This is a genomic window from Terasakiella sp., assembly GCF_048267425.1.
GTDB lineage: Bacteria > Pseudomonadota > Alphaproteobacteria > Rhodospirillales > Terasakiellaceae > Terasakiella.
Genome location: NZ_JBLWXN010000002.1, coordinates 395,814 through 414,448, shown reverse-complemented (window position 1 = coordinate 414,448; position 18,635 = coordinate 395,814). Strand labels below are relative to the sequence as shown.

At 49.4% G+C, this 18,635-nt stretch carries 17 protein-coding genes; 5 read left to right on the top strand and 12 right to left on the bottom strand.

The features are described from left to right. Positions 1 to 3: 3 nt before the first annotated feature. The 4 genes from moaD to pgsA are packed head-to-tail and all read right to left on the bottom strand — an operon-like array spanning position 4 to position 2,578. Positions 4 to 255, bottom strand: a complete 252-nt coding sequence (gene moaD, locus ACN0VA_RS05090; RefSeq protein ID WP_417820101.1) for a molybdopterin converting factor subunit 1 — start codon at positions 253 to 255, stop codon at positions 4 to 6. Next, positions 255 to 1,514 carry a gephyrin-like molybdotransferase Glp gene (glp, locus tag ACN0VA_RS05085; protein ID WP_417820100.1) on the bottom strand — a complete coding sequence of 420 codons (1,260 nt, stop codon included), beginning with the start codon at positions 1,512 to 1,514 and terminating at the stop codon, positions 255 to 257. Before glp ends, moaD begins: the two co-directional genes overlap by 1 nt. Further along, positions 1,511 to 2,017: a molybdopterin-guanine dinucleotide biosynthesis protein B gene (gene mobB / locus ACN0VA_RS05080; RefSeq protein ID WP_188663268.1), complete on the bottom strand. Its 507-nt coding sequence runs from the start codon at positions 2,015 to 2,017 to the stop codon at positions 1,511 to 1,513. Before mobB ends, glp begins: the two co-directional genes overlap by 4 nt. Beyond that, the gene (gene pgsA, locus ACN0VA_RS05075) at positions 2,018 to 2,578 is read right to left on the bottom strand and encodes a CDP-diacylglycerol--glycerol-3-phosphate 3-phosphatidyltransferase (RefSeq protein ID WP_188663270.1); all 561 of its coding nucleotides are present in this window, start codon (positions 2,576 to 2,578) and stop codon (positions 2,018 to 2,020) included. Between the two features lie 259 nt (positions 2,579 to 2,837). On the opposite strand from pgsA, the gene ACN0VA_RS05070 reads away from it, so the two are divergent. Then, on the top strand, positions 2,838 to 3,527 hold the full coding sequence (locus ACN0VA_RS05070; protein ID WP_417820099.1) for a substrate-binding periplasmic protein: 690 nt from the start codon (positions 2,838 to 2,840) through the stop codon (positions 3,525 to 3,527). Between the two features lies 1 nt (position 3,528). On the opposite strand, the gene uvrC is transcribed toward ACN0VA_RS05070, so the two are convergent. Next, positions 3,529 to 5,352: an excinuclease ABC subunit UvrC gene (gene uvrC, locus ACN0VA_RS05065; RefSeq protein WP_417820313.1), complete on the bottom strand. Its 1,824-nt coding sequence runs from the start codon at positions 5,350 to 5,352 to the stop codon at positions 3,529 to 3,531. Between the two features lie 185 nt (positions 5,353 to 5,537). Here uvrC and ACN0VA_RS05060 point away from each other — a divergent pair, with 185 nt between their 5' ends. Continuing rightward, entirely contained in the window at positions 5,538 to 6,623 is a 1,086-nt protein-coding gene (locus tag ACN0VA_RS05060; protein ID WP_417820098.1) for a DUF2125 domain-containing protein, read from the top strand. A gap of 10 nt (positions 6,624 to 6,633) precedes the next feature. Further along, a complete protein-coding gene (locus ACN0VA_RS05055; protein ID WP_417820097.1) occupies positions 6,634 to 7,995 on the top strand; it encodes an aspartate aminotransferase family protein in 1,362 nt (453 codons plus the stop codon). Between the two features lie 203 nt (positions 7,996 to 8,198). Here ACN0VA_RS05055 and ACN0VA_RS05050 read toward each other — a convergent pair whose 3' ends face one another. The 4 genes from ACN0VA_RS05050 to ACN0VA_RS05035 all read right to left on the bottom strand — a co-directional run bounded on the left by ACN0VA_RS05050 (position 8,199) and on the right by ACN0VA_RS05035 (position 11,730). Beyond that, on the bottom strand, positions 8,199 to 8,546 hold the full coding sequence (locus ACN0VA_RS05050; RefSeq protein ID WP_417820096.1) for an Hpt domain-containing protein: 348 nt from the start codon (positions 8,544 to 8,546) through the stop codon (positions 8,199 to 8,201). Positions 8,547 to 8,610: 64 nt separating this feature from the next. Beyond that, positions 8,611 to 9,045: a hypothetical protein gene (locus tag ACN0VA_RS05045; RefSeq protein ID WP_417820095.1), complete on the bottom strand. Its 435-nt coding sequence runs from the start codon at positions 9,043 to 9,045 to the stop codon at positions 8,611 to 8,613. Further along, a complete protein-coding gene (locus ACN0VA_RS05040) occupies positions 9,029 to 9,427 on the bottom strand; it encodes a hypothetical protein (RefSeq protein ID WP_417820094.1) in 399 nt (132 codons plus the stop codon). Before ACN0VA_RS05040 ends, ACN0VA_RS05045 begins: the two co-directional genes overlap by 17 nt. A 17-nt stretch (positions 9,428 to 9,444) precedes the next feature. Then, complete coding sequence (locus tag ACN0VA_RS05035) at positions 9,445 to 11,730, bottom strand: ATP-binding protein (RefSeq protein WP_417820093.1); 2,286 nt, start codon at positions 11,728 to 11,730, stop codon at positions 9,445 to 9,447. 246 nt (positions 11,731 to 11,976) lie between these two features. On the opposite strand from ACN0VA_RS05035, the gene ACN0VA_RS05030 reads away from it, so the two are divergent. Beyond that, complete coding sequence (locus tag ACN0VA_RS05030; RefSeq protein ID WP_417820092.1) at positions 11,977 to 12,297, top strand: BON domain-containing protein; 321 nt, start codon at positions 11,977 to 11,979, stop codon at positions 12,295 to 12,297. A 14-nt stretch (positions 12,298 to 12,311) separates the two neighbouring features. On the opposite strand, the gene smc is transcribed toward ACN0VA_RS05030, so the two are convergent. The 3 genes from smc to ACN0VA_RS05015 form a co-directional block, all read right to left on the bottom strand. Beyond that, entirely contained in the window at positions 12,312 to 15,773 is a 3,462-nt protein-coding gene (gene smc, locus ACN0VA_RS05025; protein WP_417820091.1) for a chromosome segregation protein SMC, read from the bottom strand. A 98-nt stretch (positions 15,774 to 15,871) separates the two neighbouring features. Continuing rightward, positions 15,872 to 16,462 carry a DsbA family protein gene (locus ACN0VA_RS05020; RefSeq protein ID WP_417820090.1) on the bottom strand — a complete coding sequence of 197 codons (591 nt, stop codon included), beginning with the start codon at positions 16,460 to 16,462 and terminating at the stop codon, positions 15,872 to 15,874. A gap of 85 nt (positions 16,463 to 16,547) precedes the next feature. After that, positions 16,548 to 17,477 carry a DUF721 domain-containing protein gene (locus ACN0VA_RS05015; protein WP_417820089.1) on the bottom strand — a complete coding sequence of 310 codons (930 nt, stop codon included), beginning with the start codon at positions 17,475 to 17,477 and terminating at the stop codon, positions 16,548 to 16,550. 69 nt (positions 17,478 to 17,546) lie between these two features. On the opposite strand from ACN0VA_RS05015, the gene mutY reads away from it, so the two are divergent. Continuing rightward, positions 17,547 to 18,590, top strand: a complete 1,044-nt coding sequence (gene mutY / locus ACN0VA_RS05010) for an A/G-specific adenine glycosylase (RefSeq protein ID WP_417820088.1) — start codon at positions 17,547 to 17,549, stop codon at positions 18,588 to 18,590. Positions 18,591 to 18,635: the final 45 nt, after the last annotated feature.

The following is an 18,635-nucleotide window of genomic DNA, read 5'->3' as shown; positions in this document are numbered from 1 at the left end:
AAACTATCCCCCTGTGACAGGTGGGAAAATGGCGAATTCGTCGGTGTTTTGGACCGGGGCGTTCAGTTGCGCGTAATCCTGATTTAGGGCAACACGGATGACTTTGTCTTCACCCAAGGCTTCTGCATACGCATCCCCCTTGGTGCGTAGGTAATCCAAGACATCCTCAACAGTTTTAACGGTATCGGGCAGGTCGATTTCTTCTTCAGCACATCCGATTTTTGTGCGCAACCATGCGAAATAGAGAACTTTCATTACTGATTTACCTCGCTATAAGGGATGAAATCGACCAGATCACCGGCCTCAATTTTATGGACATGATCGGGGATTTCCACAAGGCCGTCCGTTTTGACCATTGAGGTTAAAACACCGGATCCTGTGGTGTGGAACAATTCAACGACCGGGCCGTAAGGTGTGTCTTTTAAATAGGCCCGTTGCCATTCGTAACGCCCGCCTTTGTGGTCCAGTTCAAAAGCGGCGGCAACTTTGTAACTGCGACTTTGAATATCGCTTCGCCCTGAAAAACCGGCAATCATGGGTCGGGCAATCATCATGAAGGTGACAAGCGTTGCAACCGGATTACCCGGCAGTCCAATGAAGGGTTTGCCTGCAATGTCTCCTAGGGCAATCGGTCGCCCCGGTTTAATGGCAATCCGCCAAAAATCGATTTTCCCCAGCGTTTTAACAGCGGATTTAACGTGGTCTTCTTCCCCCATCGAAACCCCGCCGGAGGTAAACAGGATATCGTGATCTTGTGCCGCGTGTTTCAAGGCATCGGTAATGGTGGTTAAGTCATCCGGTAGGATGCCAAGATCGGTGACTTCAAACCCCATGCTGTCCAACATGGACATGACGGTGTAGCGATTGATGTCGTAAATGCAGCCGTCTTCCAAATCCTGTCCCGGGTCACGGATTTCATCACCTGTAGAAAAAACAGCAATTTTTAAAGGGACGTACACATTTAAGTCTGTCTTGCCGATTGAAGCACATACGCCGATATCGGCAGCGCGTAGTTTGCGACCCTTTTTCAGGACAACGTCACCGGTCTGGATGTCTTCGCCTGCTTTGCGGCGGTTGGCTCCTTGTTTGGCAGCGCATCCTTGTGCAAAGGTCACGATCCCGTCTTTTTCACAGGTGTTTTCCTGCATGACAACCGTGTCGGCGCCTTGTGGCATCGGTGCGCCGGTAAAAATACGAAAAGTCTCGCCGGGCTTAAGCGGGCGGTCCATCGGGTGTCCGGCGGCAATCCGGGCGGTGACGGGCAGTTTGGTTTCGCCATTTGCATTTAAATCGGCAAAGCGCAGAGCATACCCATCCATTGCGGAATTATCGTGTGGCGGAACATTGCGCGGGGAGATGATATCTTCTGCCAGAATTTTACCGACACATTGGCGTAAAGGTAAAGAGGTGGTTTGGGCAATCGATTTGACTGTTTCTGAAATTTTGCGTCGGGCCTCGGGCAGAGGCATCATGTCATCGGTATGGGAAAAACAGCAGTCAAAAACGGGTGTCATGGTTCTCTCCGCAAATCCAGATGCGAAATAATAAAGTCGGCAATGCCTTCGATGTCTTTGAGGTCGATCAAGGGGCGGTCAATATCACGTAATTGTTCGTCACTGGCGACGGCAAGAATGGTCGGGTCGTCGGGCCAAAGTGGTTCACGTCCATAAGACGGACGGTGGACTTCTATTTTGGGATGATTGTTGAATTTGAAACCTTCAATCAGAACAAGGTCTACATCGCTCATATGCTGGATGAGATCTTCGATTTCGGGTTCTTCATCCCCACGCAATTCGTGCAGCAAAGCCCAGCGATGACTGGATGCCAGCATGACTTCCTTGGCACCGGCTTCGCGCTGGCGATAAGAATCTTTACCCGGTTGGTCGATATCGAACTGGTGATGGGTATGTTTGATGGTGGAAACGTTAAAACCATGCTTGGTGATTGCCGGGATCAGAACTTCCAGCAAAGTTGTTTTGCCACTGCCGCTTTTACCAACGATACCAAATATTTTCATTTAATCGACCATATGTTTTAAACCGGTGCGTAGGTAGTCATACCCGGTAATCATCGTCAAAAGGGCTGCAAGCCATAACCCGACGTATCCGACTGTAACGGTTTCAGCGACCCACAAATAAGGTCCGGCGTTTCCAACGATCAGAAAACCCAATGCCAGCATTTGAATGGTGGTTTTCCATTTGGCCAACAGGGTAACGGGAACGGATATTTTGGTTTCCGCTAAAAATTCGCGCAAACCGGAAACCAGTAACTCACGCACCAAAATAACGCCAGCCGCTAGAACATGGATGCCTTCGATCGGGCCAAATCCCATGAGCATGACAATCAGCGTCCCGATAAGAAGCTTATCGGCAATCGGGTCCATAAATTTACCAAGGGCGGATTGCAGGTCCATTCTGCGGGCCAGCCAGCCATCGAAAAAATCGGTGATACAGGCATAGACATATAATGAAAAGGCCATCCAGTTGCCTTCGGGTTCGCCAACCATATATAGACCGACCAAAACAGGGATAATCAGAATGCGTGACGCTGTCAGGATATTGGGGACGTTCCAGAGCATTTGAATTTTTCTTTATATGAACAGGATGAGCGTAGAGGAAAAATAGACTATAGACCTTGTAAAAAAAAGCGGCTTTTTTCTTATCGTCTTTTTACATATTTTGACAGGTAAATCTTTTCCTTTTTGCCTAGAAGACCATCCAAGTGTAAGCTAAAATAAAACGAGCGCGGATGGTCAAGGGGGATTGTTAGACTTTATGAGACGAAAAATACTCATAAATATGTTTTTTTTATGCCTGTTTTTATCGGCATCCTTGCGGGTGTCTTTTGCGAACCCTTCGCAAAACTCTGTGGAAGTTGCCGTTCCCATCATTTCACAATTGGTGCATCAGGACGAGAACGGCAAATGGCAAGGCCCGTTGATCGACCTTTTAAAACGTGCGGAACAGGAAATCGGCATTCCTTTTCATTTGCGCATGGTGCCTTTTAAGCGCGCCGTTGTGATGGTGGAAGAAGGCGATACCGATTTTGGTGTCTTTTTAGAAAGCCCGAAACGAAACCAAGTCGGCATGCCGATTGTGAAACTTGGGGATGCCCAATATATTATTGTCTCTTTAAAAGACAAGCCGATCCATAATTTAAGCGAACTGGAAAATAAATCAGTCGCCCGTATTCGGGGCGGGGCAGAAATAAAGACTCTGAAAGGTGTACCCGGTTTGAAGTACTATTACTTCAATAATCACAGCGACGGGACACGCCTTTTACAGTATGGACGGGTCGATGCTTTGGTGACGGCTGATTTCCGTCTGTTGGATGCGGTGGATCAGAATATGGTGACGTTTGCAGAATTGGCAGAACCTGTGCCATTGGAGCCTCGGGAACTTTGGCTCTATTGGTCATGGAAATCAAATCTGGATTTCTCGTTGGTTCGGCGCTTGAAGAGTATTCCAAATCTGCATTTAGATCCCCTTAATCCGGCAAAATTGCGTGAACGTTATCTCGCAAAATAGACTAATTTTCGTGAAAATGATCGTAAATCAGTTTGGCAGTTGTCTTGTTGATACCGTCAACAGCCTCCAGATCGCTTAATCCGGCTTGTGCCACGCCTTTGGCGGATCCGAAATGGTGAAGCAAGGCTTTCTTTCGCTTGGCACCAATCCCGCTAATATCATCCAGAACAGACTTTGTGGTGGCTTTGCCGCGTTTGGCGCGATGGGTACCGATGGCGAAGCGGTGGGCCTCGTCGCGCAGGCGTTGGATGAAGTGATTGACCGGGTCTGTATGTTCCAGTTGAAACGGTTCCTGTCCAGGGATGACAATTTTATCATAACCGGCATTTCGTTCCGGCCCCTTGGAAATCCCGGCCAAGGTGACATCGTCGATGCCAAGTTCTTCAAACACAGAAACAGCGACGCCCAATTGCCCTTTGCCCCCATCAATAATGACGAGGTCCGGCCATTGGCCTTTTTCCTTATCCGGGTCTTCCTTGATAGCGCGGCTGAAACGACGGGTTAAAACTTCGCGCATCATGGCGTAATCATCATCGCTTTGCGCTGTTTTGATGTTGAATTTACGATAGGCATTTTTGATAAAACCATCCGGTCCGGCGGCAATCATGGCCCCGACCGAGTTGGTCCCCTGAATGTGGGAGTTATCGTAAACTTCGATCCTTTCCGGCATGCTGTCCATTTGCATAATGCGCTGGGTTTCCTGCAATAAACGACGTTGTGACGCACTTTGTGCCAACCGGCGCCCCAAGGCTTCACGCGCGTTGTTCATGGCATGAGTAATCAATTTGGTTTTTTCGCCGCGTTTCGGGCATTGCAGTGAAACTTTACGTTCCGCCCGCACACAGAGGGCTTCTTCTAAAATGGCGTGACCGGGGAGATCATGGCTGACGAGGATTTGTTTGGGTGGTTGCTTATCGGCATAAAATTGCCCGATGAAGGCTTCTAGAATATCGGGTAATTCTTCTTTTGACCCATGTGCGGGATAATAAGCCCGGTTTCCGAAATTGGCCCCGGCGCGAAAGAAAAAAACTTGAATGCAGGTTTGTCCGCCATCAAGGAAACCAGCGATAACGTCGGCTTCTTCCAGCCCTTGAATGTTGATGTCCTGACGCTGTTGAATGCGCGTCATTGCTGAAATACGATCTCGATAAATCGCGGCCTCTTCGAATTCGAGGTTTTCGCTCGCTTCTGCCATGCGTTGCGCTAATTCGTGTTGCAAAGCCTTGCTGTCACCGCGCAAAAATCGTTCGGACTGTTCCACAAGTTTTCCATATTCGCGCACAGAAATACGCCCGACACAAGGGGCGGAACATCGTTTGATTTGATATTGTAAACAAGGGCGTGTGCGGGATGCAAAAATACTGTCGGAGCAGGGGCGTAGCAAAAAAGCCCGTTGCAGGGTATTCAAGGTTTCGTTGACCGCCCAAGCCGACGCAAAGGGGCCAAAATACCGCCCTTTGCGGTTTTTCGCGCCTCGATGTTTCAGGACTTGTGGGTAGTCATGGTCCCCAGTGACAAGGATCATGGGAAAAGACTTGTCGTCACGCAGCAAAATATTATACCGCGGCTTTAATTTTTTGATCAGGTTCGATTCCAGAAGCAAGGCTTCGGCTTCGGTATGGGTGGTAATGAATTCCATCGCATAGGTTTGCGAGATCATGCGTTGAATACGGATGGTCAGGCGTTGCGGCGTTGTATAGTTCGCCACCCGTTTTTTTAACGATTTGGCCTTTCCCACATAAAGGACATCGCCTTTCTCATTCAACATCCGATAAACACCGGGGCGGGCGTCCAGTGTTTTCAAATAACCTTTGATCACATCCATACCCCGGGTGAGCGAGCCTTTAATGCCGCTGTCCGGGACTTCCAATGTGCTGTTTTCTTGGTGCCTGAGTTCGTTCATAAATTCAGAGATGGCCCATTCCCATCAATTCGTCAACCAATGTCATTGTCCTTTGCGGGATTTGTCGGCTATAACATTGGCAAAAATTCATTTTGATTAGGACAAGAATGGCCCGCGTTCCCCATCCCATAAAAACGCATATTGCCCTGAATTATAAGGAACCGTTGTCGGTGCGCCTTGGACGTTATGCGGTCTATAGCGGGGCGAGCTTTGCTGTGCTGGCCATTCTTTATAGTCTGGCGTGGTTTGGAACATCCATGTTGCTGCGCGCTGGTGTTCAGGACTGGTTTGCCGCGCGCAATGCACAAGGTTATGTCGCAAAATATGATGATAAAAAAGCCCGCATTACAGGGTTTCCTTTTGCGCTGAATATCCGTTTGAAAGATGTTGTGTTTGCACCACCCCTTGATCCGTCTGGAAAGCGGGGCTGGAGCTGGCAAATCGCATCACTGGATTTATCGACACTGCCGCTGCCTTGGACATTGCGGACCCTAAACGTGGATATGAGTGCCCCCCAAAGCCTGTCAATGAATGGCCAGACGTACCGGGGACAGGCAGAAAGGTTTCAACTGACATTTGATTGGATGTCAAAAGGGGTGCCGGAGGATATTGCGCTGGATATTGCGCAGTGGAACTTGCATGGGGAACAACATTCTTTAAAGCTTGATCGCGTGCAACTGGATGCCCAGCGCCAGTCGTCCGGGGATTATCAGTTTGAACTAAAAGGGCAGGATGTTGATTTACCGAATGCCGTTATCGGTATGGGCAAAAAGCTTTCACAAGTTTTGGCGCGTGGTCGCTTTACACATAATTTTGCGACACAAAAATGGTCAAAATCAGCGATTGAAGAATGGCGGGATCGCGGTGGAACTTTAGAATTTGAAAGATTGTTGATTGACTATGTGCCTTTGTCCTTGCAGGGTAACGGGACGTTGGCATTGGATGGTGACTTGCAGGTTGTAGGGGCCTTTAGTGCCCGTATTCAGGGGTTCTTTGAAACAGTGGAACGTTTGCGCCGTGCCCGCGTTATTCGTGGCCCCGATGCCAGCATGGCCAAGGTTGTCTTGGGAATGCTGGCGAAATATCCAGGAAACGGCGGACCGGCAACGATAAGCGTGGCGCTAACCTTGCAGGAACGTGCCTTGTTTGCAGGCCCGGTTCGACTTATTGAAATACCGCAACTTAAGTGGTGAGAAAGATAAAATGACAAAAAATCCAAATTCTATTTCGGCGAAAGATCAGACCTATCACCTGCATCCCTATACAAATTTAAAGGTCCATGAAGAACAAGGTCCGCTTGTGATTTCGCGTGGGCAAGGGGTACGTGTGTTTGGCGAAGACGGCAAAGAATATATCGAAGGTCTGTCCGGCCTGTGGTGTACGTCTTTAGGCTTTAATGAACCGCGACTGGTCAAAGCGGCCCAAACGCAAATGGAAAAATTGCCATTTTATCATAGTTTCAGCAGTAAAGTGCCAGATGTCACCGCAGAACTGGCAGAACGTTTGGTTCAAGTGACACCGGACGGGCTGGACCGTGTCTTTTTCTGTAATTCCGGTTCCGAAGCGAACGACACGGCGATTAAATTCGTCTGGTATTATAATAATGCCCGTGGCAAGCCTGAAAAAAAGAAAATCATCGCCCGTGAAAAAGCCTATCATGGTGTAACGGTTGCGGCCGGGTCTTTAACCGGGTTGGCTTATGCGCAAAATGGTTTTGATCTGCCGGCAAGCGAACGTATTTTACGCACAGGGTGCCCGCATTTTTATCGTTATGGACAGGATGGGGAAAGCGAAGAAGAGTTTACCACCCGTCTGGCAAACGAGTTGGAACAACTGATTCTGAGCGAAGGTCCAGACACCGTGGGCGCAATGTTTGCCGAACCAATTCAAGGGGCTGGTGGTGTTATTGTTCCACCGCAAAGCTATTTCCCCAAAATTCAGGCGGTCTTGAAAAAATACGATGTTCTGTTAGTTGCCGACGAAGTGATTTGTGGGTTCGGTCGGACAGGTAAAATGTTCGGCTCAGAATATTTTGGCATTGAACCGGATATGATGACGATGGCGAAACAATTATCATCCGGTTATTTGCCCATTTCGGCCTTGGCGGTGTCCGATCATCTCTATCAAACAATCAAAGAACAAAGCAATGCCTTGGGTGTATTTGGTCACGGGCTGACCTATGGGGGCCATCCGGTTCCCTGCGCTGTCGCACTCGAAGTTCTTAAAATTTATGAAGAACGCGATATTCTGGGGCAAGTTAATGCGGTTAGTCCGTATTTTCAGGAACGTTTGCAAAGCTATCGGGATCATCCACTGGTTGGGGAAGTGCGGGGTGTTGGCTTGATCGGGGCCATTGAACTCAGCGCGGACAAAACAACGAAAACACCGTTTGATCCCAGTCTTGCAAAGGCCGCAGGATTGATGAAGAAATGTGAAGAAAACGGTTTGATCCTGCGCGCCATGCCGGGCGATTGCGTGGCCTTCTGCCCACCGTTGATCAGCGAACAGCCGGATTTAGAAGAACTGTTTAATCGCTTTGATAAGGCCTTGGCCGAAATCGACTAGTATAAAAAAGAGCCTCTTTAGCGAGAGGCTCTTCAGATTATTGACAAAGCCCTAAACTGTCATCCCCGACCCCGATCGGGGATCCATGTTTATCGAATGGGTGATGTCTAACCCATTGATTTGACTGGATTTCGCATCAAGTGCGGGATGACGGTTTTAGGTCAATTATTTATTAAAAAAACACTTTGTCAGTAGGCTGAAATTTACTGGGCCGCGACCCAGTTATTTGCGGCGGCTAGGCCGTCCTGCAGCATTTTGGGCAGCTCCGGGACAATCGGGGCAACATCCGGGCCTTCACCTGTGACAAGTTTGCGTTCAATAATCGCACTTTGTTCGGAAACCTCTTTGAGCCCCAGTGTGCCTGTGGAAGATTTCAGGGTATGAGCCTCTTTACGTAACTCGTCCATGTCGCCGTTTGCCAGTAAGTCCTGCATACGCGCCACGCGATTGCCAGCATCGTCGGTTAAATCGACCAAAAGTGTTTCGATCAATTCAATACCAACCTGTTCCGCCAGCTCTTTTAAGGTATCCTCACAGAGTAAATTGCTCATATGTAACTCATTTTTCTACATTAGACGTTTCACATTTTTACGTGATAATGACCTATCCGCACTATCAATGCAATGTTGGATTGTCGTCTTTTGATTGCACACCGGGAATGCGATCTAACGGAGGCATTTTTATTTCGATGGTTGCAGTGGAAATATTTTCCGGTTCCACATCGTCCAGATGCAAAATAACGGCCCGTCCGATTTGCAGGGAGGCGGCAATCGCCCATTCCAGTTGAGAAAGGGCCATTTGGTCCCCATGCGCCTGTGCTTCCGGCAGAATTCGGTGTTGCAAAAACTGGGCAACGCCGGCAAAGGCGCGTGAGGAAGCTTGGGCGCGACTGGCGAGAAGACTGATTCTTGATCCGTTTTCTAATTGATCGGCGGCTTGGTTTAATTCTGCCATCATGGCGTTTACCGTGATATCGCTTTTGTCTGTTTTTGCTGCGACAAAACGCAAGAAGCCTGCATAAAATTTATAGTTTTCAGATATTTTCGTCATCGTCCAAATCGTCGTCGTGTATGTCAGAACCCGCCAGTGCGTTGGGCATATCCAGCCAATGCCAATGGCGATAGACTTTATCGCAGGCCTCGTCCAGTTGGTCCAGAAGGTTTTCATCTTCAGAAGCGATGATATAGCTTTCTTCGTTGGAATCTTCAACCGCACAGGCAATGAGTTCTTCCATCCCGGCGGGGCCGCGTTCAACTTGTATCAAGGTGAAAACATCTTCATCATCGGCATAACCGCTGCCTTCGATATTGACAATGATGATAAAGGGAGCAACTTCAAACTGATCCTGAACATCATCGCCTTCCCGGTCCATAATGATATCGCGGATGGTGGCAAGGCGCTGGGCGATAGCTTCCATGTCCTGTTGGCTCATGTTTTTCTTTTCCCTTTTTATAACGGAATACGACAGGTCACCATCGTGCCCTTGTCTGGGATGGAATCCAAGGTGACGGTGCCGTTATGCAACTCAATAAAGCGTTTGACCAGTGTTAATCCCAATCCGGCCCCGCTTTGTCCGCTTGCGTCATGGTCACCGCGCTGGAAACTGCCAAAAATGCGATCCTGATCGGCTTGCGGGATACCGCTCCCGGTATCTGCGACGCTGAAGACCAATTGATGAGGGTCGCGTTGTGCCGTGATTGTAATCACACCGTTTGGCGGGGTATAGCGAATGGCATTGGTCAACAGGTTGAACATAACCTGTTTGAGACGTTTTTCATCAGCCGTAATGGACCCGATATCTTGTGCGCAGTTGAATTCAATGCTGAGCCGGGCATGCTTGGCACTTTCGCGAACCAGTCCCAGAACGGACACCATCATGTTTTGAACGTCGAAACTATCCAGTTCAAGGGCAAGCTGTCCGGCTTCGATACTCGCAAGTTCCAGAATATCGTTGACGAGGGTGGCCAGCTGATCTGCGCTGGTTTGAATGCCCTTGGCATATTCCATCTGTCGATTGTTCAGTTCACCGAAATACTGTTCACATAACAGGGCGGCATATCCGGCAACCGTTGTCAGGGGTGTGCGGATTTCATAGGACACATTGGCGATAAATTCCGATTTCAGGCGATCGGCTTCGTGTTGGGCATCGGATCGTTCGCGCAGGGCCTGTTCGACCATTGCGCTGTCGGTAACATCCAGATAAGACAGAAGTGATCCGCCATCAGGTAAAGGGACGGAGGCATATTCAAGGATGGATCCGTCACTGCGCACAAGGCGTTGATTGTTGGGTTCGCGCATCATAATGCGTGCCACCAGTTGTTCGCGGAAACTGGACCAATTTTCAACCCCTTCGTAAAAATCACGGCATTTTTCAAGGACATCGGTGATATGGGGATGTGTGGCCATAAAGCCGTCCGGGAGATGCCAGATTTGGCTGAAGGCCGGGTTGGACAGGCGAACTTTACCGTTGGGACCAAACACGACGACACCTTCAAACAGGTTATCAAGTGTTTCGCGTTGAACGGCTGACAAGGCTTTGTTGGAACTTTCAAGGGCCAATGTATCGGTGACATCTTCAAACGTCATCACCAGTCCGCTGACCGGGTGCGGGCTGATAATGGCGCGCAGGGTGGAATTGTCCGGCAGGTGCAGACTGGTTTCTTCCGGGGCCTGAAGTTCGACAAATTTTGCCAGTTGTTCCTGTCTAAACGCTTTGAAATTGGCATATTCCGGTAATTTACGGGTTTCGCGCAGACGATCAAGCAATTCCCCGTATGAAGGGTGTGCATCCAGCCATTTTTTGTCGAGATCCCAGAGATGTGCATAGGCACTGTTATAATAGCTCAAACGCGTATTGCCGTCGAAAATCGCAATCGCGGTGACCAAGTTTTCAAGGGCAGCGCGCAATAGGCTTTCACCATGTTTGGCATTTTTCATGGCAAGGTCAAGCGCACTGATATCTTCGGCTAGGCCGATTAATCCTTCGCCACCGGGGAGAGGGATTTCGGTTACTTCGAATAAACGGGCATTTTGGGCAACGGGCAGGCTGACGCGTTCTTTTGCTGCGCGTCCGGCCTCGGCCGCACGTTGGGCGATATGACGGGTATGATCACCATCAGGGGCAGCCGGGTTATGGAAGATGATATGACCAGCACTGTCGCGCATCCATATGGGCAAAGGCAGGCTTTCCAGCACAGTGATGAGGCGGTCACGTTCCTGTGTCATGGTTTGCAGGGACCTTGCCATCGGTCCATTGGCCACCACGGCCCCGTTGGCAAGGCGCATCCATAACAGATCAACCAAGGGATCGCCATTTTCACTGAGGACCCGCTGCCCGACAGCTTGCACAACCCGGTCATCCCCGCCATGAAGGGGCAGGATAATATCAAAGCTTAATCCTTCGTGATGCAGGTCTGTGACCGCACCATTGAGTGTACGCGCAGCTTCTTCGTCGAAGCATTGGAGAATGTCGCCGTAACGCGATTGGGTTCCTTTGGGCAGGTCCAGCAAAACAGCCATGCGTGCGGAACAGTTTTCAACGCCATTAACCACATTCCAGCGATAAAGCCCGTCGGGGATACCGACCAGAACTTCCTGAAGCTGGATAATTTGGTGACCGAGCACCTCGCGTTCCTGCTTGGTCTTTTTATCGCGTTGCCAAAGCCATATGATCGCAGGCACGCTTAAGCCAGCCATTGCAATCATGCCAATCAGGAACGCCCCTAATAAATCCATCTACCGTCTTTGCCTGAAATATTTTTTTCGATTCTACGCACTTATTATACAGAGTACAAGATTTGCGTCTAACGCATTAAATTAGCTGGAAAATTTCGTTTGGCAATGGGGGAGGTTAAAGAGGCACCTGAGAATTTTGAAAATTATCTGTAAAGGAAATCTTAGGTTGCTTTTTTCGGGATTGTGTTTGACCTTTACGTCTTTTCGTCCCATTCTGTTTATTCAGGGAGTAATAGGAGAAAGTCTTTGATCAACCGCCTTGGGTATCTATTGGTTATAGGGATGATGTTTGTGGTTGGCAGTAATATTGCACGCGCGATGGAGCCGGCAGACCAACGGATTTATCAACAGATCACCCGTGAAATAGATAAAACATTTCAGAATAATCCGACAGACCTTCAGGTTGATGTCAAAGATGCGATTGTGACCATCAACGGCTACGTTGATACCGGTGCACAAAAGTATGTTTTGGAAATGATCGTTCGCAGAAATTCAGATGTTCGAAACTTCAACAACCAAATCCGTATTCGCGGTGTGAAAGAAAAAACAGACTATACGTGGGATTAAGGCGCATCTTCGATTTACGTATCGACCAGTTCTTCCGCTTTTCGTAAATCAACAGAAACCAGCTGAGAAACACCGCGTTCTGTCATGGTGACACCAAATAGACGGTGCATGCGCGCCATTGTCATGCGGTGATGGGTGATAATTAGAAAACGGGTTTGTCCGCTTTTGGACATTTCTTCCAACATTGTGCAGAAACGGTCAACGTTGGCATCATCCAGCGGGGCGTCAACTTCGTCCAGTACACAAATTGGTGCCGGGTTAGTCAAAAAGACCCCAAACAGCAAAGCCAAAGCTGTCAAGGCTTGTTCCCCGCCAGATAACAGAGACAGGATTTGCATGCGTTTGCCAGGTGGAGAGGCCAAAATTTCCAGCCCGGCTTGAAGGGGGTCGTCATCTTCAATCAGTTCCAGATGTGCCTGACCGCCGCCAAATAATCGGATAAAGAGTTCCTGAAAATGGCGGTTTACTTCGTTAAAAGAGGTCAGGAGACGGTCACGCCCTTCGCGATTTAACTCCGCAATGCCTTGGCGTAGCTTGTCGATCGCCTTAAGAAGATCATCGCGTTCGCTGGTCATCGTGCTGACCTGTTCGTTCAGTTCGTTCAGTTCAGTTTCTGCGCGCAGGTTTACCGGCCCCATTGTATCGCGTTCACGATGTAGGCGGTCCACACGTTTTTCGGCGGCATCCAGATCCGGCAGTTCGGACCCTTCCTCAATCTCGGCAATACTTTCCAGTTCTTCGGCCTTGCAATCCAGACGGTCACGAATGCGTTCGGCCAAGGCCATGCACAGTTGTTTGCCTTGTTCGACATGGCTTTCAAAACGTACGCGTTCTTCGCGGCATTTGGCCAGTTCGGCTTCGGCCATACGGGCATGTCCGTCCACTTCACGCAAATGGGTTTCAGCTTCGACCAGTTTGTCGGCGCAGAGTTTTCTTTTTTCGTTTGAACGCTCAATACCGTCCAAAAGCGCATGGCGTTTTTCTTCAATCTCTTGTGGACGTTCGGCAAGGATTTCCAGTTCTTCGACCAATCCTTCGCGGCGCATTTTCAGTTCGTCCATGTGATGGAGGGCGCGTTCGGATCGTTTTTTCCACGTTTCGATCTCTTCGCCAATTTCACTGAGGCGACGGGCACGGTTTTGTGCATCTTGATTTATGCGTTCATAAGCACTTTGATGATCGAGTAATAAATTGCGTTTATCGGCCAATTCTTCGCGCAATAGGGCAAGCTGTTCGCGTCCTTCGTTATCGGCGGGAAGTTCGCCTAAGGCGTCTTGCGCTTCGATCAGACTTGCTTGGATATCTTCGCCTTCTTCGCGGCTGCGTTCCAGTGTTTCGATCAGGTTTTCCAGTTTGGCTTCGAAACTGGCGAGTTTGTTATTCAGATTTGAAAACTCGTTTTGGGCTTCGTTCAATCGGCTGTTGGTTTGTCGCAGTTGTTCACGGAAGATCTTTTCCTGTTCGCTACAGTTGGCTTCGGCTTCTTTGGCGATATCAAGACGTTCCTGCGCTTCGTCGCTTTTTTGTCGGGCTTCTTCCCACGCAATGCGAATTTCGGCCAATCTGTTTTTCTGTTTTAAACGTTGTGCCGCCGCACTGGGGGCACCGGGCAAGGTGACAAATCCATCCCAACGCCACATGCCACCGACTTTAGAGACAAGACGTTGGCCTTGTTGTAGTTCAGATTGAAGGCGGGTGGCATCATTGGGGGTTTCAACAATGCCGACTTGAATAAAGCGACGTTGCAACGCGCTTGGACCTTGTGCGACATCAGATAGTGGGATGACATTTTCAGGTAACGAAAGGGCCGTATTCAAGGGGGGCAAGCCTTGCCAGTGTAAGCTGGCATCCGGGTCACAAGGTGCGGATAGATCGTCACCAAGGGCGGATCCCAAGGCGGCTTCAAATCCCGGTTGCACACTGATGTCGTCCAAAACAGGTTTGCCGGCTTCGCGTTCTTTGGGATCCAGCAATTCAGCCAGTGCATCTTCTTCGGCCTCGAGTTTGGCAACGGCGCTTTCGCAGGTTCGCAACGCTTCCAAGGCGGCTTGGACATGTTGTTGCGCGGTGCTGCGTTTGTCTTCGGCTTGTTCGATGGCCTCTTCCTGTTCGAGACGACGCTCGCTTAATTCTTCCAGTTTTGCTTCGGCATGGGCGAGATCATCGGGTGAAATTCGGGTGGCTTCCAATTCGGTTTTTTGGTGCAGGATATCGTCCTGACGAGCCTTGTTTTTTTGAAGTTGTACCTCGATCTCACCCAGGCGGCGTTGCAGGCCCGTGCGTTTTGCTTCGGCTTGGGCGACATCCTGTGTCAGTTGATTGAGGCGTTCTTCGCGCTGGCTGACCTCTTCTTTAATAATTTCCAGTCGTTCCAAGGCTTCTTCGCGCAGCATGTCATCATCTTCACCCTGAAGCTGGATGGTTTCGCGTTCATTTTCCAAACGGCGGTGCGCAGCTTCGGCATCTTTGGAAAAATCACTTTCGCGTTCCAAATCCTGCGCGCTTTGTTGAATACGGCGCGTCAGTTCAGCTTTTGCTTCTTCAAGGCGTTTTTCTTCACCATCTAATTGTTCACGCGCGATGGATAAACGGTGCAGTTCAGCCGCCGCTGCGGCTTCGGCTTCGCGCAAGGCAGGCAGATGGAGTGAGGCTTCCGCCTGTACTTTGGAGGCTTCGCCAGCACGCGAGCTAAGTTCATTAACCCGTTTTTCAGCTTCTTTGTAGGCACTGCGTGCTTTGTCCAAGTCGTCCAGTGCATTGCCCCAGCGCATATAGAACAAAAGCGCTTCGGCCTTTCGGATGCGATCAGAAATGGTGCGATAACGACTGGCTTGGCGGGCTTGTTTCTCAAGGTTTTTTTGTTGGGTTTCCAACGTGATGAGGACATCATCAAGGCGTGATAAGTTGTTTTCGGCGCCGCGCAGGCGAAGTTCGGCTTCGTGGCGGCGTGAATGCAGGCCTGTAATCCCGGCGGCTTCTTCTAGAATGGTGCGTCGGGCTTGGGGTTTTGCACTGATAATAGCGCCGATTTTACCTTGTGAAACCATTGCGGTGGAACGTGCCCCGGTGGCAGCATCGGCAAACAGTAATTGGACGTCGCGGGCCCGGACATCCTGCCCGTTGACCTTATAAAGGGATCCTTTTTGGCGTTCGATGCGGCGTGTGACTTGCAGTTCAACATCATCGTTAAACAGGGCTGGTGCGGTTCGATCGGAATTGTCCAGCAAGATACCGACTTCGGCAACGTTACGTGCGGGGCGTTTGTCGCTACCGGCAAAGATAACGTCATCCATTTCGCCGCCGCGCATTTGTTTTGCACTGGTTTCGCCCATGACCCAGCGCAGGGCTTCGACCAGATTGGATTTGCCACAGCCGTTCGGCCCGACCACGCCGGTCAAGCCGGTATTGATCAGGAGTTCGGAATGATCGACAAAAGATTTAAACCCGGTTAAGCGGAGTTTCTTGAACTGGATCAAAGTGTGGAATTACCCGTAAAAGCCCATTACAAAAAAGAAAGACGCACCGGATATTAGTGGCGCGTCTTTCCAAAGGCAATTTTAAACTGAACGGAAGATTAGTCCAGCTTACTTTCGATAATCTCTTTAAAGCGGTCATATTCACCGCTGCCGACTACTTTTTCGCCATTAATCAAAAAGCTGGGGGTGGAGTTGAACCCATGTGTATCCATGGCTTCTTTGCGAACAGCAATGATCTTATCCAGCAGTTTCTCATCGGCAAGGCACGAATCGATTTTTTCCTGGGAAAGGCCAGCCAGTTTTGCCAGTTTAAACAGGGCTTCTATCGGGTTTTTGGATGATACCCAGTTGGCTTGTTGTTGCATCAAAAGGCTGTTGAAGCCATCAAAACGGCTGGGTTCAACGCAACGTGACAGCATCGCAGCGGTGGCACCGATCTGTTCAAACGGGAAGTCACGGAAAATGACTTTTACTTTTCCTGTATCGACAAAATCTTTTTTGATTTGCGGTAAAATATCATTGTGGAAGTCAGCACAGTGCGGACAGGTATAGGACGCGTATTCAATAAGGGTGACCGGTGCGTCAGCATTGCCGACGACATGTTCTTTATATTCAGTTTCTGCATTGGCATTAAAACCTGCGAACAGAACAACCGCAGCAACGGCAATAAAACGGGCAATTTTTTTCACGAGGGAGACTCCGCACATAAACAATTTATCTAGCTTATGGAGAAGCTAGAGCCCGATTGTGGCAAAAAAAGGATGATTTTGTAACTCAACGATTTCTGGCTTCGATGACTTTGCCTAATTCTTCAAAGGCTTGGCGCATTTCGGGGTCTTTGATAGAATGAATTAATTCTGCCATGCGTGGGGAAAGCTGGGCGACAGGTTGCACCCGTTGGGCAAGAACTTTGCGACTGACCTGACTGCCGGTGGTTTCATTTTCATCAAACGGGCGTTTGGAAATGCGAACCTCACTGACGGCACGAAATCCGAAATGACCGTTAATACGAAAAATAATTTGTGGGCTGTGATGCTGCACAATGGTGTTAAAACCGGCGCGCACCTTTAAAAATAAAGTGGCGTTCGCGCGTTCTTTCGGCGGGAAGGTAATCCGTTCAGGGCGTGTGTTTTGGGCAAGTGCCTGTCCGACGATTTTGTCCCAACTGCGCAAAATATCGGCACCGACCAGTCCCATCTGGTTTAATCCCGGTTCGATTACGCCAAAGGTCAGGTCGTCCACCTCTTTCATATAACCGTTTCGAACGGGGCGAATACGGGTTTTTGAGGCATCTTTGTAGTCATCGGGGAGAAGATGCGGATTGGCGCGGGCAAAGGCTCTTTCTGCATCTGATCTGGCCAGTTCACGGCCCATATCATCTTTGGCATTCAACATTTCTTCGCGGTACGGTGTGCCGGGTTTACCGTTTAACCAATCTTCAAAGACTTTTTGGAATTGTTTGAGGGACCGTTTGCGTTTGGCGTCCTGTTTTTTGTAAACATCGTCGGCTTTGTAGGCCTCTTCTGCTTTCTTTAACAACTGAACAGCCATATTCTCACTGCCGGGTTTGGCAAGCGTCCGTTCCAGATGTTTGGCGGTTTTTTCGCCTTTATCCGCATTTAACCAAGCGATAAAACGCTTGGGCAGGCTACGATTGCGCCGTCGTTCTTCACGAATAATAAAGTCGTCCAGCAGGGGATACATGAAAGGTCCTTGTCTTTTGATGGAACAGAGAATACTCCTATCTTTCAAAAATTCACAGTGGGATATTGCATGACAGACAGAGCAACGCAATTGCTGGATTGGTATGATCGCGAACGCCGTGATTTACCGTGGCGGATGGAGCCCGGTCAAAACGCCGATCCTTATAAAGTTTGGATGAGCGAAATTATGCTTCAGCAAACGACAGTGGCAAGTGTGAAATCCTACTATAAGGCCTTTCTGGAAAAATGGCCCACCGTGCAGGATTTGGCAGGGGCAGAATTGGATGAGGTGCTCCATCTTTGGCAGGGGCTTGGGTATTATGCGCGTGCGCGCAATCTGCATAAGTGTGCCGGTGTGGTAACACGACAATATAATGGTCGTTTCCCGGAAGATGAAAAACGATTGCTGGATTTACCCGGTATCGGCCCTTATACGGCAGCGGCCATTGCCTCAATCGCGTTTGGGAATAAGGCAACCCCGGTGGATGGGAATGTGGAACGTGTGGTTTCGCGGCTGTTCAAAGTTGAGGAAAAATTACCAAAAGCGAAAAAGAAACTTGCAGAACTGGCTCAAACCCTGACGCCGGACACACGTGCGGGCGATTTTGCCCAAGCAATGATGGATTTGGGCGCAACCATTTGCACCCCGAAAAAGGCGGCCTGCGGTTTGTGCCCGTGGATGAAAGCATGCGAAGCGCGATTGAATGCCGATCCCACTGACTATCCAAGGAAAGAAGCAAAAAAGCCAAAGCCGACGCGCACAGGTTATGTGTTTTGGCTGACGCGCAAGGATGGGGCTGTTTTAATTCGTCGTCGCGCGGAAAAAGGATTGTTGGGGGGCATGATGGAATTTCCGTCAAGTGATTGGCAGGAAAAGGCAGTGAGCCGACAAGATGCACAACGCAAAGCCCCTGCACCGGCTCTTTGGTCGGAACTGGAGGGAACTGTGCGACATACTTTTACGCATTTTCATCTTGAATTGAAGGTGTTGAAGGGGCGCATAAGCGGCAATCCACCGACAACAGGCCTGTGGGTTTTGCCTGAAAATTTGCAGGATTATGCCCTGCCGACATTAATGAAAAAAGTTGCAAAGAAAGTTTTTGATAGTCATTAAACTCTTGTAAGTTGTCTTTTCTTGAGATTATGATGCGAATTATAT